Genomic DNA, 14,932 nt, shown 5'->3' with positions numbered 1-14,932 from the left:
CGTGCGCCTCAGCGCAGGAAGATCGTGAACTCGGCCATCTCGGGCAGGAGGTCGGGCGGGATGTCGGCGTCCACCGCCATCTCCTCGGCGGACACGAACCCGCCGTGCTCCTCGCGGTGGCGGACGACGCGCTCCGCGATCTCCGGCGTCATGCCGGGCAGCGCCTCGATGATCTCGCGCGGGACGTGGTTGACGTCCACCAGCCCGCCGTCGTCGTAGGTGCGGGGCGCGTCGGGGCGGCCGATCCGCAGCTCGCGGGCGAGCGCCGGGTCCTCGGCGGCGAGCGCGCGGGCCTGCTCGCGCAGCGTCCGGCGGTACTTGGCGATCTCGATGGCGCGCTCGTTCTGCCGGTTGCGGGGCGCCTCGCGGGGGAACACCGACGTCCGGACGGCGAACGCGTGCCCGGTGCCCGCGAGCCACAGCAGGATCGCCACGAACGACCCGAAGACGGTGAGCAGCGGGTCGCCGGACTGGACCATCGTCAGCACGGCGGCCGTGCCGGCGCCGTACCCGGCGGCGACGGCGCCGTACTTCCACGAACCGCGCCGGATCGCCGCGTAGAGGAACGAGACCGGCGTCCCGTAGCCGAGTGTGATGAACGGCACGGCCGCCCACACCACACCGCGGGCCGTCTCCCCAACTGGGGCCATCGCGGGCGGCGGAGGCGCCGGAACCGGCGGGCCGGGGAAGGGCGCCCCGGGGCGGCGGGGAGTCCCAGGCCGGGGCGTGCCGGTGGGCGGCGTTCCAGGGAATGGAGGCCGCCAGGACTGGGAGCGGTGCGGCGGCCGCGGCGCCGGGCCCGGCTCGGGGTCGTAAGGGCGGTCCGCGTGATGACTCACATCGCCTCCCTGCACGTAAGCGCGCCCCTTACCACGCGTCCTACTCCTGGTAGGACGAACGCCGCGCCCATCGCGTTCCCCCCGAGCCCATCGTGCGCAATCATGGGGCGCGTGGGACGGCTACCAGGAGGCGGGCTGGCCAAGGGGCTGGCGGTCACGTTGCGGACGATGACGCGGCGGTCCATAACGCGTCAATACCCCGAAGTGCAACCGGAGTTGCCGCCGCGCAGCAGGGGCGTCATCGCCCTGTTCGAGGAGAACTGCACCGTCTGCATGCTGTGCGCCCGCGAATGCCCCGACTGGTGCATCTACATCGACTCCCACAAGGAGACCCTCCCGGCCGAGGGCGGCGGGCGCCCCCGCACCCGCAACGTCCTCGACCGGTTCGCGATCGACTTCGCGCTGTGCATGTACTGCGGGATCTGCATCGAGGTGTGCCCGTTCGACGCGCTGTTCTGGTCGCCGGAGTTCGAGTACGCCGAGTACGACATCGCGGAGCTGACGCACGAGAAGGAGCGGCTGCGCGAGTGGATGTGGACCGTCCCGCCGCCGCAGGCCCACGATCCGGCGGCGGAGCCGCCCAAGGAGGTCGCCGCGGCGGAGAAGGCGGCGGCGCGGGCCGCCCGCCGGCCGCCGGGGTCGGGCCCTGGGGTGGCGCGGTGAGCGGCCAGGAGATCGTGTTCACGCTGCTCGGCGTGGTCGCGGTCGGGTCGGCGGTGCTGGTCGTGACGACGCGGCAGCTCGTCCACGCGGCGCTGTGGCTGGTGGTGTCGTTCGGCGCGCTCGCGGGCGGCTACCTCGTGCTGACCGCGGAGTTCGTCGCCTGGGTGCAGGTGCTGATCTACGTCGGCGCGATCGTCGTGCTGCTGCTGTTCGGGATCATGCTGACGCGGGCGCCGATCGGGGAGTCCGCCGACCTGGACTCCGGGAACCGGTGGGCGGCGCTGGCCGTCGCCGCCGGCACGGCCGCCGTCCTGGTCACCGTGGTCGTCCTCGGCTTCCGGGACGCGCGGATGCCGCTGCGCGCGGGCGGCGGGTCGGCCGAGGAGTTGGGCGCCGCCGTGTTCCGGACGTGGGTGCTCCCGTTCGAGGTGCTGTCGGTGCTGCTGCTGGCCTCGCTGGTCGGCTCGATCGTCCTGTCGCGCTCCGACATCGGCCCGCCCGCCCCCGGCGCGGAGCCGAACCCGGACCCGACCTCGACCTCGAACCCGAACCCGAACCCGAACCCAGACTCGGGGGAGGACGCCTGATGCATCTCGCCTACCCGACGGTCGTCGCCGCGCTGCTGTTCTCCGTCGGCGTGTACGGGGTGCTCGCCCGCAGCAACGCGATCCTCGTCCTGATGTCGGTCGAGCTGATGCTGAACGCGGTGAACCTCAACCTCGTCACGTTCGACGTCTGGTACCGGGACCGGCTGCACGGCGGCCAGGTCCTCACGCTGTTCACCATCGTGATCGCGGCGGCGGAGGTCGGGCTCGGGCTGGCGATCGTCCTGCTGGTGTACCGGAACCGGAAGATGGTCGACGTCGACCGGCTGCGCACGCTGGCCGAGGACGGCGAGGACGGCGAGGACGACCCGCGTCCCGCCGCCGGGCCGGAGTCCGATACCGAGGCGGTCGACGCGCGATGATCTGGCTGGCCTCCCTGACGGCGCTGCTGCCGTTCCTCGCCGCGTTCGCCGGGATGCTGTTCGGGCCGTCCCTCACCCGGGTGCTGCGCGGCGTGCCGGGCGGCGGCCCCGGCGTGCTCGCCTGCGCGCCGGTCGCGGTGTCGCTCGTCCTGTCGGCGGTCGTCGCGTTCGCCGTGTGGCGCGACCCGGGCGAGCGGACGGGCACGCTCGCGCTGGTCGACACGGGCTCCGTGCCGATCCGGATCGGGTTGCAGGTGGACGGCCTGTCCGCCGTGGTCGGGCTCATGGTGTGCTGCGTCGCCGCCGCCGTCCAGGTGTACTCGGTCGCGTACATGAAGGGCGACCGCCGGTACTCGTCCTACGCGGCGTTCATCTCGCTGTTCACCTCCGCCATGCTCCTGGTCGTGTACGCGGGCGACCTGCTCGTCCTGTACGCGGGCTGGGAGGTCATGGGCATCTGCTCGTACTTCCTGATCGGGCACCACTGGGAGGAGCGGGCGAACTCGCGGGCGGCCGTGAAGGCGTTCCTGGTCACGCGGCTCGGCGACGTCGGCTTCCTGATCGGCGTGATCGTCCTCGGCGTCGGCGCCGGGACGTTCGAGATCTCCGGGATCCTCGCGCGGGCGGGCGACCTGCCGTCCTCGACGGTCACCGCCGCGGCGCTGCTGCTGCTCGCCGGCGTCGCGGGCAAGAGCGCGCAGTTCCCGCTGCACACCTGGCTGCCGGACGCGATGGCCGGCCCGACGCCGATCAGCGCGCTGATCCACGCGGCGACGATGGTCGCGGCGGGCGTCTACGTCGTCGCCCGGCTGTACGGCGTGTTCCTGCTGACCCCGGGCGCCCGCACGGTGCTGGCCGTCATCGCGGTGGTCTCCATGGTCGGCGCGGCGTGCGCGGCCCTCGCGCAGGACGACCTGAAACGCGTCCTGGCGTACTCGACGATCAGCCAGCTCGCCGTGATGGCCGCCGGGCTCGCGGTCGGCGCGAAGACCGCCGCGGTCTTCCACCTGCTCACGCACGGCGCGTTCAAGGCGCTGCTGTTCCTCGCCGCCGGATGCGTCATCGTCACCGCCGGGTCGAACCTGCTCGCGCACTACGGCGGGCTGTGGCGCGCCATGCCCGTCACGTTCTGGTCGATGACGGTGGGGCTGGCCGCGCTCGCGGGCGTCCCGCCGTTCAGCGGATGGTTCAGCAAGGACTCGATCATCGAGGCGGCCCAGCACTCGGCCACGCACGGCGGATCCCTGCCGGAGCAGGGGGTGTCCGTCCATGCGGCGGGCTGGGTCGACTACGCGCCGCCTCCGGAGATCGCGAGCCCGCCGAAGTGCGCCGCCGCCTCACATGTCTGCGAGGCGCTGGTGGCGAAGATCCAGGCACCGGCCGGGCCCCTGGCGGCGAGCGTGGTGACCCTGCCGGGCGGGGCGGCGTGGCTGGTGTACCTGGGGCTGCTGCTGACCGTCGTTCTGACCGCCGCCTACGCGATGCGCACCTGGCTGATGACGTTCTTCGGCGAGCAGCGCGGTACCTACGAGCCCCGTGACCCGTCGCGCTTCATGTCGTGGACGGTCGCCGCCCTGGCCGTCCCTGCCGCGATCCTCGGATTCTTCGGGCTCGGTGCGGCAGAGCTCCGTCCCCACCTAGGAGCGTCGTTGCTCAGCGCCGTGTTGGTGGTCCTTGGGGCGGGAGCCGCCTTCCTCCTGTGGAACCGTGACCCCGCCTTGGACCCTGCGCGCGCGCTTGGCCCGGTGCGTCCCGTCTTCGCGCGGGCCTTCTTCGTGGACGAGCTGTACGCCGTGGCGATCGTCCGTCCCGTGCGGGCCCTGGCCCGGTACGTCGTCGCGTTCGACCGGCGCGGCGTGGACGCCGCCGTCATCGGCACCGCCCACGGCGCGCGGCGCCTCGCCGGTGTCCTCCGCGTCCCGCAGAACGGCAACCCGCAGACCTACCTCACCGGCCTGCTCGCCGGCGTCGTCGTCATCGTGGCCGGGGTGGTGATCTTTCTTTGATCTTCGTGCTGATGATGGCGATCCCGCTGTGCGGGGCGCTGGCGCTGCTCGTCCCGGCGGACAAGTTCCTGCGCACCGACTTCGCCGTCCGCGCGTTCGGGACGGCGGTGTCCGGCGCGACGCTGCTCGTCGCCGTCTCCGCGCTGACCGCGTTCGACTTCGGCGCCACGCACCGCATGCAGCTGGAGGTCGACCGGTCCTGGTCGCCCGCGATCGGCCTGCGCTTCCACCTCGGCGTGGACGGCATCTCGCTGCCGCTGGTCGTCCTCACCGCGCTGCTGACGTTCCTGTGCTTCCTCTACACGCTGCGGCACCCGCCGGCGGGCGACCGGATCCGGCTGCTGACCGCGCTCCTGCTCGTCCTCGAGATCGGGATGCTCGGCACGTTCACCGCCCTCGACCTCGTGCTGTTCTTCGTGTTCTTCGAGACCGTCCTGGTCCCGATGTACGTGGTGATCATGCTGTGGGGCGGGCCGGGACGCCGCGCCGCCGCCACCAAGTTCATCCTCTACACCCTGCTCGGCTCCGGGCTCCTCCTCGCCGGGATGCTGCTCGTCGGCGCCGAGGCGGGCACGCTCGACATGACCGCGCTCGCCGACCGGCACGGGGCCGGGCTGGCGCGCGGCCTGCAGATCACGGCGTTCGCGCTGATGGGCCTCGGGTTCGCCGTCAAGGCGCCGATGTGGCCGCTGCACACCTGGCTGCCGGACGCGCACACCGAGGCGCCGACCGTCGGGTCCGTCCTGCTGGCCGGGGTCCTGCTCAAGATGGGCACCTACGGGCTGGTCCGCGTCGCGCTGCCGCTCGCCCCGGACGGGGCCGCGTTCTGGGCGCCCTGGCTCGGCCTCCTCGCCGTCATCGGGATCATCTACGGCGCGCTCGCCTGCCTCGCCCAGCGCGACCTCAAACGGATGATCGCCTACTCGTCCGTCGGGCACATGGGGTTCGTCCTGCTCGGCATCGCGACCCTCACCCCCGTCGGGATCAACGCGGCGCTGTTCGGCAACATCGCGCACGGCCTGATCACCGGCCTGCTGTTCTTCCTCGCCGGCTCGGTCAAGGAGCGCTGGGGCACCACCGACATGGCCTCGATCGGCGGCGGCATGCTCGGCACCTCGCCCCGGCTGGCCTCCATCCTGACCTTCGCGTCCGTCGCGTCCCTCGGGCTGCCGGGGCTCGCCGGGTTCTGGGGCGAGGTCCTCGCGCTGATCGGCGCGTACCGGCCGCACGCCGACCTGCCCCGCGAGACGTTCGTGACGTTCATGGCCGTCGCCGCGCTCGGCACCGTCCTCACCGCCGCCTACTTCCTGCGGATGCTCGCCAAGCTGACCCACGGCCCCGTCTCCCGCCCGGCGGAGGCGCCGATCGCCGCCGTCTCCATGCAGGAGTACGCGGCCTGGGTCCCGCTGATCGCGCTCACGCTGCTCATCGGCCTGTGGCCGAAGACCCTGCTGGACGTGACCACCGGACCCGTCCGCGCGCTGTTCGGAGGCGGCTGATGATCCAGGGCATCGACTACGCGGCGATCGCGCCGCCGCTGATCCTCGCCGCCGCCGCGCTCGGCCTGCTGCTCGCCGACGCGTTCGACGCGCCCCGCCGCGCGCTCTCCCTGCTGTCCGGCGGCTCCCTCGTCGCCGCCCTGATCGCCGTGATCGTCCTGGCGTCCGGCGACCGCCGCGCCACGTTCTGCCTGCCGGACGGCCTGCGCTCCGGCGGCCCGCCGTCCTGCTCCTACGTCGCCGACGACTTCACGCTGCTGTTCCAGGGGATCGTCCTCGCCGCCGCCGCGATCGTCGTCCTGCTCTCCCTCCAGGAGATCACCGACTCCCGCATGCCGGTCGGCGAGTACCACTTCCTCCTGCTCGCCGCCGTCATCGGCGCCCTCGCGCTCGTCGCCGCCCGCGACCTCGTCCTCCTCCTGGTCGCGCTGGAGACCCTCACCCTCCCCGTCTTCGCGCTGACCGCCCTCCGCCGCTACGACGGGACGGCGTCCGAGGCGGCGCTGAAACTGTTCCTGATCTCCGTCATCTCCACCGCGGTCATGCTGTTCGGGATCAGCCTCGTCTACGGCGCGACCGGCGCCATGCACCTGGACCGCATCGCGCCCGCCCTCGCCGACCTCCCCTCCGACCTGGACCCGGTCGCCTCGGTCGGCTCCGTCCTCGTCCTCGCCGGGTTCGCGTTCAAGGTCGCCGCCGTCCCGTTCCACTTCTGGGCGCCGGACGTCTACCAGGGCGCCCCGCTCCCCGTCGCCGCGTTCCTGTCCGTCGTCTCGAAGGCCGCCGGCTTCGCCGGGCTCGTGATCGTCCTCGCCCTAGGCCTGCCCGCCTACGGACACGTCTGGGGCCCGATCCTCGCCGTCCTAGCAGCCCTCACCATGACCGTGGGCAACCTCCTGGCCCTACGCCAGCGCACCCCGATCCGCCTCCTCGCCTGGTCATCGGTCGCCCAGTCCGGCTACATGCTCGCGCCCCTCGCCGTCGGCTCGCACCGCCTCGCCGAGGCCACCGCCGCCACCGTCGCCTACGTCGCCCTCTACGCCGTGATGAACCTCGGCGCGTTCGCCGTCGTGATCGGCCACCACCGGCGCCGCACCCTCGACGACTACCGCGGCCTCGCCCGCCGCAGCCCCGCCGCCGCCACCGCCCTCGCCTTCTTCCTGATCTGCCTCGCCGGCCTCCCGCCCGGCGTGATGGGCCTGTTCGCCAAGGTCGTCGTCTTCCGCGCCACCGTCGCCGGCGGCGTCACCTGGCTCGCCGTCATCATGGCGATCAACACGGTCATCGGGCTGTACTACTACCTGGCCTGGGCCGTCCGCCTGTTCAGCCCGCCCCTTCCCGGGCAGCACCAGGACACGGGACCCGGCCTGCCGGTCCGCGCCGCGATCACCGCGACCGCCGCCGGGGCGATCGTGCTGTCGATCGCGCCGCAACTCGTCCTGCAGGCCGTCTGACCGGGAACGTTCACCCAGGTCAAACCGTTGATGTTCATGCCGGAGTCGACGGGGAGGCAACGGAAGTGCACCACAACGGCGTCAAGACGGCAGCACTGATCGCCGCGCTGTCCGCCCTGATGCTCGTCGCCGGATGGACGTTCGGCGGCGCCACCGGGCTGACGATCGCGCTGGTGATCGCCCTCGGCACCAACGGCATCGCGTACTTCTTCAGCGACCGCATCGCGCTGCGCTCCATGCGCGCCCACCCGGTCGGCGAAGTCGAGGCCCCGACCCTCTACCGGCTCGTCCGGGAACTCTCCACCGCCGCCCGCCAGCCGATGCCGCGGCTCTACATCTCCGAGACCCGCCAGCCCAACGCCTTCGCCACCGGCCGCAACCCGCGCAACGCCGCCGTCTGCTGCACCCGCGGCATCCTCCACATCCTCGACGAACGGGAACTGCGCGCCGTCCTCGGCCACGAGCTCTCCCACGTCTACAACCGCGACATCCTGATCTCCTCGGTCGCCGCCGCGATCGCCACCGTGATCACCTACCTGTCCCACCTGGCGATCTTCCTGCCGATCGGCCGCGCCGACGACGACGACGGCCCCGGCATCCTCGGCGCCCTCCTGATGCTCGTCCTCGGCCCGGTCGCCGCCGCCGTCGTCCAGATGGCGATCTCCCGCACCCGCGAGTACTCCGCCGACGCCGCCGGCGCCCGCCTCACCGGCGACCCGCTCGCCCTCGCGTCCGCCCTCCGCAAGATCGACGCCGGCACCCGCGCGATGCCGCTGCCCCAGGACCCCGAGCTCGCCACCACCAGCTCCCTGATGATCGCCAACCCCTTCACCGGCGCCGGCATCGGCAGGCTCTTCTCCACCCACCCGCCCACCGCCGACCGGATCGCCCGCCTGGAGCGCATGGCCGGCCCCCGCTGAAATCCGCCCGAACCATCCCGGCCGCCGCCGCGTCATAACACACGAGAGCGCGCCGGCCCCTTTCTGCGGGGGATGGGGCCGACGCGCTCCTCAAGCGACTACCGGTAGTTGACGAACTGCAGCGCCACCTCGAGGTCCTTGCCCTTGAGCAGCGCGATGACCTGCTGCAGGTCGTCCTTCTTCTTCGCGCTGACCCGCAGCTCGTCCCCTTGGACCTGGGCCTTCACACCCTTCGGCCCCTCATCCCGGATGATCTTCCCGATCTTCTTCGCCTCGTCCTGCGCGATGCCCTCCTTGAGCCCCACGCTCAGCTTGTGCACCTTCCCCGAAGGCTTCGGCTCACCGGCGTCGATCGACTTCAGCGAGATCCCCCGCTTCACGAGCTTGTCCTTCAGCACGTCCAGCACCGCGTTGGCCCGCTCCTCGGTGTTCGCCTGGATCTCGATCGACTCACCCGACCACTTGATCCCCGCGTCCACGTTCCTGAAGTCGAACCGGTTGGCCACCTCCTTGGCGGCCTGGTTCAACGCGTTGTCGACCTCCTGCCGGTCGAGCTTGCTGACGATGTCAAAGCTGGAGTCGGCCACGGCCCACACATCCCCTCAGCAGCAACTTCCCGATCCACAGAGCGTATCGACTCCCCACCCCGCCTCGATGTCACACCCACTCCCGCGGTCCGCTATTCTTTCAACGACACCACGGCGGGTTGCCCGAGTGGCCAATGGGAGCGGACTGTAAATCCGTCGGCTTAGCCTACCCAGGTTCGAATCCTGGACCCGCCACACCAGCAGAAACAGCCCCTGACCAGCACAAACACGGTCAGGGGCTGTTCTCGTCGTGTCCGGCTGTCTCTGATCGTCAACGGTCTCCTACGGCCGTCTGTGCCGAATACGTGCCGAAGTTCTAAGGCGTCTTTGGCCTGGTCGCTTCGCTGATTCGGCGCTTGGCGTCCTCCTCCTGCCCGGCCACGCACTTGGCGTAGACGCGCAGCAGGACGGCGACGCTATGCCCCGCCCACTCGGCGACCTGAGCCGGAGGGACACCCGCGCCGAGCCACGTCGACACGGCCGCGTGCCGGAGGTCGTACGGAGTCTTGGCCAGCGGCGAGGCTGCCTCACGCTCGCTGAGCGCCGCCGCCCTCGCCTTGTGCCAGGCCCCGAGGTACGTCCGGTCAGTCATGATCCCGCCGCGCGGCCCGACGAACAGCCGGCCCCCGGCCGGGATGTTGAACTCCTTGATGTGGTGGCGCAGCAGCGTGACGAGCTCCGGATGGATCGGCACGGGCCGGGTCTCACCGGGCGCGCGATGCTTGAGGGGCTGCCTGTCTCGGGGCTTGCCGCTGTCGGTCCACCGGGAGCCGCTACGCGGTTCGGCGTGCGTCAGCCGCATCTCACCCCAGCCGTCATCAGGCAGGCTCACCCCGGGCCTCACACCGCAGGTCCACCGCTTCTTCAGGACGCAGCGCGGCCGGGGATCAAGGACGCGTAGACGATGACGTTGTCCTCGTAGTGTCCTCGCTTGCGGTCGAAGTTGCCGCCGCAGGTGACCACACGCAGTTCCGGTTTCCCTTCGTCCCCGTAGACGCTCTCGGTCGGGAACTTGTCCTTGGGGACACGCTTGACGCCGTCGACGTGGAAGGCCGCTGTCGTGCCGTCCTTGCGGACGACCTCGATCAGGCGTCCCTGGCGCAGCGCGCCCAGTTTGTAGAAGACACCCGGCTCCTTCTTGGAGTCGACATGGCCGACCAGGACGCTGCGGCCGTTCTCGCCCGGCGTTGGCCCGGACCTGTACCAGCCGACCTGGTCGACGCGGCTCAGCGGTGGTACCCCGAGCGTCCCGTCCCGCTGGACGTCAACCGGGACGACCGGTGCGTCGACCTTGATGGACGGAATCTTGATCTGTGTCGGGATGGACGCGGGAAGCGCCTGCACCTGGTTCGGTGCCGAGTCCTTGGGCATCTCCGCGACCGACTGGGGTGGTTGCGGTGGTGCGTCTGGGGCGTTCAGCCGAAACCCGACGACACATAGGGCGACGCCCGCCAAGGTGATCACGCCGGCCAGCCAGTACTGCAGACGGACCGATAGGCCGCGTCGTCGTCTAGCTTCACTCATGGGCTAGCCGAGACCCATTGCGCTGCAGCGGACCCGCCGCCCGGCGTGACGCGGCGATCAGTCCGCTCCCGGCCCCCGTCGGCCCGGGCACCGTGCCGGTGCACGTTCTCATCTCCATCTCTCCCTCAAAGTAATAACCCCCCTGAGTCGATAGCGCCACATTCTCGTGTTCATGCTCATTGGCGAAAGGTCGAAATTTGTTCATCTCGAATTCGGCATGTTATTGCTCAGGTCGGCGGTCGGAAGGGGACGGCGGTCGGTCGCCGCCCTGGGTGGGGCGACCGACCGCCGAACAGTTCGCTCCGCAGCTCAGGCGACGTTCTTCACCTGGCGGCGTCGCGCGGAGATCGCGGCGCCCGCGCCGAGGGCGAGCACGCCGATGCCGACACCGCCCAGTGCCGAGTTCGCCGCCACGGAAGTGCCGCCGCCGCCGGCGGAGACTCCGCCAGCGGGCTTGATCCGCTTCAGGTACTTCGCGAAGACCCAGCCGTGGCGCTGGGACACCGGCACACCTCCGTGCAGTTCGACCCAGCCGCCGTGGCTCGCCTTGCAGTCCGCGTCGACGCGCGTGCGGAACTTCAGTGCCGGGGGGATCACCTTGCCTCGCGGCGTCTCGTGAACCCTGAGCCCGTGCCGCGCGGTGACCTCGTAACGGCAGATGTCGCCGGCGGCGGGCGGCCCTTCTGGCGATGTGGCGGTGATCGCCGCCTGGGCGGCGGCAGCGCCGCCCAGCATGGTCAGGCCGCCCGCCGCCCCGGCCACCGCGACCGCCAATCCGGTACGCGCACTTCTCCTCATCCGTTCTCCTTCGAACAAGTGATCTCTCCGCGTTTGCCGGACGTGTCCGGCATCGCTTTTCTTGATCACGCTGCCCTGATAGGACACGGCACATGCAACTCTGGTTGCAAATAATGGGAATAGTGATCGGCGGGCATTGCGAAACGTCCGGCAAGGATGTTCTCGGATCTGCAAAGCGGATCATGTGGGGCAACGGCTGCGTCTTTGGTGCTCCAATTGAACTGAGAATGTCTCCTATGTGGTGATTTGGGCAGCTTCTAAGGTCGTGTCTTGATTGGTGATGAATTGTTGGCCAGGCGCGCTGAGCCTTGAGGAACGGCTGGTGCCGGACGAGTTGTGGGAGTTGTTCCAGCGGGTCGTCTCTTCCGCGCCGTCGTGGCAGACGGTGCGCTGCGGGTTCGCCGAGTGGAGCGCGGCGCGGGTGCGGGCCCAAGTTGCACCGGGTCCTGGCGGACGATTTCGGCGTGGCCGGTGAGTTGGACTGGTCGCGGTGCGCGATCGACTAGGTCAGCGGCCGCGCTGGCAGAGGGACAACTGACAGGCCCGAAGTGTGTCGACTGCGGCAAGCCCGGGTCGGAGATCCACGTGCTCACCGCCCGTGCCGGTTTGCCCATCTTCGTCGGAGTCTCAGCGGCCAACACCCAAGACATGCTCGGTCGGCACCGGTAGGTGGTCGAGTGCACGGTGTCGTGGATGAACCGCTGTCGTCGGCTGCACCGCCGCTATGAGCGCAAGGCCGAGCACTTCCTGGCCCTTGTCGGCATCGCGGAACTGGTCAGGGGACTTGTGGGGGCGGGCTTGGACGGCTCTGATCCTGCTAGGGGCAGAAGTTCACCGGCGGGCAGGCTTGCCGTAGAGGGAGACCCTGTCGTCGCGTTCGAAGTTGTGTCGGCGATTGAGGAACATCGTGCTCTGAGGCGCTTCGTGGGCAATGCTGACTGTCCAGTCGTAATAGGTCCAGGTCATTGAATAGCCAGAGAGCCGGAAGTTGGCCCGGTACCGCGCGCTTTGGCCAGGAGAGAGGGTTCCCAGGTGGAGCATCCGTCTGGTCACAGGGTAGGAGGCCCAAACCGGACTGCGCTCAATTCGTATCGCGCCGCTCGGTTCGCGTTTCAGGCTGAGCCAGTCCACTCCAGAGAGATTGCTGTGGGTGTGGAGTTCTTCGGACGGGACGTACCCATCGGCCTCTTCCATCCAGACCTCGTGGACAAGTACTTCCCCGCTGCCGTCACTGTCGGGGAGCGGGAATGCCTTGGGGAGTCGGCCGCGTACGGTCGCCTCAGCCGCGCCTCTGCCCCGTCCGGTCCAGACGATGCGAACCCGTTGGATGACCAACACGACACCGATCATGCCACCCGGTAGAAGCCAAGTACGTCCAGGCGGGGGGCAGGTTGGCGGGTGGTTCAGCGCGAGTTGGAGGTGACTGGTCATCCTCTTGCTGGCGAGTAGAGGGGCGGGATCAGTCGGAGCCTGGGCAGAGGCTTGCGCAAGCGTTGAGTTCGGTGTGGCTAGAGGGTGCTGGCGAGGATCAAAGCGCCGATGGTGATGAAGACGGCAGGGACCAGCCAGTGGCCGTAGCGGTCGAGCAGGGCGATCAGTTTTTTGTGGGAGGCGAGGCGGGAGGCCGTCCAGCACCAGAGGGCGACGCCTAGGGCGAAGACGGTGATGGTTATGAGGGTGGAGGCGGGGCCGATGGTGCGGAAGACCGGGGTGTAGACCGCGATGTTGTCGGCACCGTTGGCGATTGTCAGGGCGGCGATGGAGATTGGGCCCGAGGCCATTGGGGGTGCGGCGTCCGAAGGGGAGCGGAAGGCCGTGATCAGGGCTCGGATGCCCAGGGCTATGGGGATCAGGCCGAGGAGGTTGACATGCTCGTCGGGGACGATCGTCAGGCCGAGTGCGGCTGTTACCGAGATGACGATGAGGGCCGCGATGCCTATGTACTGGCCTGCCCAGATGTGCCACGGACGGCCGGTCGCGTGGGCGGCCGGGAAGAGGATCGTCAGGACGATCAGGTCGTCCACGTTCGTGCCGGCGAACATGCCGCAGGCGCTGAGGATGGTGCCCGTGATCCCGTTCACGGCGGGAATCTAGTCGGTCGAGGGAAGGCCGGGGGGCGGGGCCCCGGCCTTCCAGGGGTCAGCCCTTGCGGGCGGGGAGGATCCGCTTCACGGCGAGGCCGGCGGAGACCAGGGTGAACAGGGCCAGGCCGATCCAGAGGGCCTGCACGCCGAGCCACGGGGAGGCCGCGGCGGCCCCGCCGAAACCCGCGGCCACGCCGCCGATGGGGGGTGTGTTGTACATCTACCATTTCCTTTCTTTGCGCCAGGCGGCCTGCCAGAAGGCACGGGCCTGGACGATCTGGAGGAAGACGTCGAAGATCATTTCGACGACGATGGTGCCGGCGAGGGCCATCTGGACCTTGCCGCGCTGCCGGACGGTGACCACGCGCTCCACCATGAAGATCACGGTGACGCCGGCCCAGATCGGGCTTATCTGGATGCCGCCCAGCCAGATCGCCGAGTAGGCGAGCGAGGAGAGGTAGGCGGTGATCACCAGGATGCCGATCAGGGAGAGGAGCTGGCGTCCCCAGTACGGGCGGGTGATGGGCGTCCAGCCGTAGTCGAGGAGGTTCTCCAGGGCGCCGCGCTTCCAGCGGAGGCGCTGCTGGGCCAGTTCGCGCCAGGTGGGCATGACCTCGGTGGTGAGGGTGCATTCCGGCGGGCACAGGATGCGGAAGCCCAGGTGGAGGATCGCCAGGGTCAGTTCGTTGTCCTCGGTCAGGACCCGGACGTCGTAGACGTGGGGCAGGCCGGGGAGGCGTTCGGAGCGGCGGGCCGCGACCACTTCCTGGAGGGTCGTGGCGCGGAAGATGGTCGCAGTGCCGGTCAGGACGAGGGCCTTGCCCTGGAGGCGCCGGACGTCGCGCGCGTAGCGGGCGTACTCGTTGCGCTGGAACATGCCGACCGCGCCGCCGCCGGGCTTGCCGGTGAACGTGCCGCCGACGGCGGCGTAGCGGCCGTCGGCCAGGTAGTCGATGCCGTGCCGGATGAAGCCGGGGTCGAGGGCCGAGTCGGCGTCCATGACCATGATGGCGTCTTCCGGGCCGAAGATCGGGAGCAGCTGGTCCAGGACCTGGTTCAGCGCGCCGGCCTTCTTGTGCTTGTTGCCGCGCGTGCCGACGATCTCGACGCCGCAGAGCTGCGCGAACGCGGCGGTGGCGTCGGTGCAGTTGTCGGCGATCACGATGATGTGGTCCGGCGGGCGTTCCTGGCGGCGCAGCGACGCGATCGTCTCGGTGATCTGCTTGGCCTCGTTGTGGGCCGGGATCAGCACTGTCACGCGCATCGCCGCTGCGGGGATGCGCGGTAGGTCGCGTTTGCCGTCCTTGCCGGTGGGGCTCGGGCGGGGCTTCTGGCGTTGCTGGACGGGCGGTGCCGGTGGTGGGGCCGCAGGGCGGTGGCGTGGCGGGGCCGCGGTGGTGCGCAGCGGCGGGACGATCGGGGGCGCCGCGCGGTCGGGCAGGGTTTCCAGCGGGGAGCCCAGGAGCCGCCGGGGCGTGGTGGGCGGTCGAACGGTTCCGTGGCGGGGCAGCCGGTGGCGTCCAGCGCGGTCGGGGATGGTCGTGTTGCAGTCGGAGCCGGTGAAGGCCGCGGGGTCGAAGGTCGCGGGCAT

At 70.3% G+C, this 14,932-nt stretch carries 16 protein-coding genes, 1 tRNA gene and 1 pseudogene; 9 read left to right on the top strand and 9 right to left on the bottom strand.

Going from position 1 to position 14,932, the window contains the following annotated elements; translation table 11 throughout:
• Positions 1 to 8 precede the first annotated feature (8 nt).
• Positions 9 to 605 (bottom strand): helix-hairpin-helix domain-containing protein, encoded by a 597-nt coding sequence (locus ACGFI1_RS21940; RefSeq protein ID WP_392787374.1) that lies wholly within the window; start codon positions 603 to 605, stop codon positions 9 to 11.
• Between the two features lie 336 nt (positions 606 to 941).
• Between ACGFI1_RS21940 and ACGFI1_RS21935 the strand changes: the two genes are divergently transcribed.
• The 7 genes from ACGFI1_RS21935 (at position 942) to htpX (ending at position 8,348) form a co-directional block, all read left to right on the top strand.
• Positions 942 to 1,502 (top strand): NuoI/complex I 23 kDa subunit family protein, encoded by a 561-nt coding sequence (locus ACGFI1_RS21935; RefSeq protein WP_392787372.1) that lies wholly within the window; start codon positions 942 to 944, stop codon positions 1,500 to 1,502.
• Positions 1,499 to 2,089: an NADH-quinone oxidoreductase subunit J family protein gene (locus tag ACGFI1_RS21930; RefSeq protein ID WP_392787369.1), complete on the top strand. Its 591-nt coding sequence runs from the start codon at positions 1,499 to 1,501 to the stop codon at positions 2,087 to 2,089. The genes ACGFI1_RS21935 and ACGFI1_RS21930 overlap by 4 nt, the downstream gene beginning before the upstream one ends.
• The gene (gene nuoK / locus ACGFI1_RS21925) at positions 2,089 to 2,469 is read left to right on the top strand and encodes an NADH-quinone oxidoreductase subunit NuoK (RefSeq protein ID WP_392787366.1); all 381 of its coding nucleotides are present in this window, start codon (positions 2,089 to 2,091) and stop codon (positions 2,467 to 2,469) included. The genes ACGFI1_RS21930 and nuoK overlap by 1 nt, the downstream gene beginning before the upstream one ends.
• Positions 2,466 to 4,475 carry an NADH-quinone oxidoreductase subunit 5 family protein gene (locus ACGFI1_RS21920; protein WP_392787364.1) on the top strand — a complete coding sequence of 670 codons (2,010 nt, stop codon included), beginning with the start codon at positions 2,466 to 2,468 and terminating at the stop codon, positions 4,473 to 4,475. The genes nuoK and ACGFI1_RS21920 overlap by 4 nt, the downstream gene beginning before the upstream one ends.
• 5 nt (positions 4,476 to 4,480) lie before the next feature.
• A complete protein-coding gene (locus ACGFI1_RS21915) occupies positions 4,481 to 5,974 on the top strand; it encodes a complex I subunit 4 family protein (protein WP_392787541.1) in 1,494 nt (497 codons plus the stop codon).
• A complete protein-coding gene (locus tag ACGFI1_RS21910) occupies positions 5,974 to 7,428 on the top strand; it encodes an NADH-quinone oxidoreductase subunit N (protein ID WP_392732707.1) in 1,455 nt (484 codons plus the stop codon). Before ACGFI1_RS21915 ends, ACGFI1_RS21910 begins: the two co-directional genes overlap by 1 nt.
• Before the next feature lie 65 nt (positions 7,429 to 7,493).
• Positions 7,494 to 8,348 carry a zinc metalloprotease HtpX gene (gene htpX, locus ACGFI1_RS21905; protein ID WP_301173963.1) on the top strand — a complete coding sequence of 285 codons (855 nt, stop codon included), beginning with the start codon at positions 7,494 to 7,496 and terminating at the stop codon, positions 8,346 to 8,348.
• A gap of 98 nt (positions 8,349 to 8,446) precedes the next feature.
• Here the strand turns inward: htpX and ACGFI1_RS21900 are convergent, their stop codons facing one another.
• Positions 8,447 to 8,935 (bottom strand): YajQ family cyclic di-GMP-binding protein, encoded by a 489-nt coding sequence (locus ACGFI1_RS21900; RefSeq protein ID WP_138641835.1) that lies wholly within the window; start codon positions 8,933 to 8,935, stop codon positions 8,447 to 8,449.
• A 113-nt stretch (positions 8,936 to 9,048) separates the two neighbouring features.
• Between ACGFI1_RS21900 and ACGFI1_RS21895 the strand changes: the two genes are divergently transcribed.
• Positions 9,049 to 9,130: transfer RNA gene (locus tag ACGFI1_RS21895), tRNA-Tyr, on the top strand.
• A 121-nt stretch (positions 9,131 to 9,251) separates the two neighbouring features.
• On the opposite strand, the gene ACGFI1_RS21890 is transcribed toward ACGFI1_RS21895, so the two are convergent.
• The 3 genes from ACGFI1_RS21890 to ACGFI1_RS21880 all read right to left on the bottom strand — a co-directional run bounded on the left by ACGFI1_RS21890 (position 9,252) and on the right by ACGFI1_RS21880 (position 11,326).
• Positions 9,252 to 9,767, bottom strand: coding sequence for a hypothetical protein (locus tag ACGFI1_RS21890; protein WP_392787362.1), 516 nt, complete (start codon positions 9,765 to 9,767; stop codon positions 9,252 to 9,254).
• A 32-nt stretch (positions 9,768 to 9,799) separates the two neighbouring features.
• On the bottom strand, positions 9,800 to 10,306 hold the full coding sequence (locus ACGFI1_RS21885) for a class F sortase (protein ID WP_392787360.1): 507 nt from the start codon (positions 10,304 to 10,306) through the stop codon (positions 9,800 to 9,802).
• A gap of 462 nt (positions 10,307 to 10,768) precedes the next feature.
• Positions 10,769 to 11,326, bottom strand: coding sequence for a hypothetical protein (locus ACGFI1_RS21880; protein ID WP_392787357.1), 558 nt, complete (start codon positions 11,324 to 11,326; stop codon positions 10,769 to 10,771).
• Positions 11,327 to 11,558: 232 nt separating this feature from the next.
• Here ACGFI1_RS21880 and ACGFI1_RS21875 point away from each other — a divergent pair.
• Positions 11,559 to 12,025 (top strand): annotated as a pseudogene (locus tag ACGFI1_RS21875) (hypothetical protein); the annotation flags it as partial.
• Positions 12,026 to 12,088: 63 nt separating this feature from the next.
• Here the strand turns inward: ACGFI1_RS21875 and ACGFI1_RS21870 are convergent.
• From ACGFI1_RS21870 to ACGFI1_RS21855, 4 genes are all read right to left on the bottom strand, one after another.
• Positions 12,089 to 12,607, bottom strand: coding sequence for a hypothetical protein (locus ACGFI1_RS21870; protein WP_392787552.1), 519 nt, complete (start codon positions 12,605 to 12,607; stop codon positions 12,089 to 12,091).
• Between the two features lie 158 nt (positions 12,608 to 12,765).
• Entirely contained in the window at positions 12,766 to 13,338 is a 573-nt protein-coding gene (locus ACGFI1_RS21865) for a cadmium resistance transporter (protein WP_392787355.1), read from the bottom strand.
• A 58-nt stretch (positions 13,339 to 13,396) separates the two neighbouring features.
• Positions 13,397 to 13,561: a hypothetical protein gene (locus ACGFI1_RS21860; protein WP_301173961.1), complete on the bottom strand. Its 165-nt coding sequence runs from the start codon at positions 13,559 to 13,561 to the stop codon at positions 13,397 to 13,399.
• Complete coding sequence (locus ACGFI1_RS21855) at positions 13,562 to 14,932, bottom strand: glycosyltransferase (protein ID WP_392787353.1); 1,371 nt, start codon at positions 14,930 to 14,932, stop codon at positions 13,562 to 13,564.

It is taken from the genome of Actinomadura geliboluensis, assembly GCF_043197915.1.
Lineage (GTDB): Bacteria > Actinomycetota > Actinomycetes > Streptosporangiales > Streptosporangiaceae > Spirillospora > Spirillospora geliboluensis.
Note: the sequence above shows the minus strand (reverse complement) of the source record. Positions and strands in the feature narration are given on the sequence as shown.

Bases quoted from the DNA above. Each gene is read 5' to 3' on its own strand.
- ACGFI1_RS21935 (WP_392787372.1), top strand. From the start codon at position 942: ATGGGGCGCGTGGGACGGCTACCAGGAGGCGGGCTGGCCAAGGGGCTG.
- nuoK (WP_392787366.1), top strand. From the start codon at position 2,089: ATGCATCTCGCCTACCCGACGGTCGTCGCCGCGCTGCTGTTCTCCGTC.
- ACGFI1_RS21920 (WP_392787364.1), top strand. From the start codon at position 2,466: ATGATCTGGCTGGCCTCCCTGACGGCGCTGCTGCCGTTCCTCGCCGCG.
- ACGFI1_RS21910 (WP_392732707.1), top strand. From the start codon at position 5,974: ATGATCCAGGGCATCGACTACGCGGCGATCGCGCCGCCGCTGATCCTC.
- ACGFI1_RS21885 (WP_392787360.1), bottom strand. From the start codon at position 10,306: ATGCCCAAGGACTCGGCACCGAACCAGGTGCAGGCGCTTCCCGCGTCC.
- ACGFI1_RS21870 (WP_392787552.1), bottom strand. From the start codon at position 12,607: ATGATCGGTGTCGTGTTGGTCATCCAACGGGTTCGCATCGTCTGGACC.
- ACGFI1_RS21860 (WP_301173961.1), bottom strand. From the start codon at position 13,561: ATGTACAACACACCCCCCATCGGCGGCGTGGCCGCGGGTTTCGGCGGG.
- ACGFI1_RS21855 (WP_392787353.1), bottom strand. From the start codon at position 14,932: ATGCCCGCGACCTTCGACCCCGCGGCCTTCACCGGCTCCGACTGCAAC.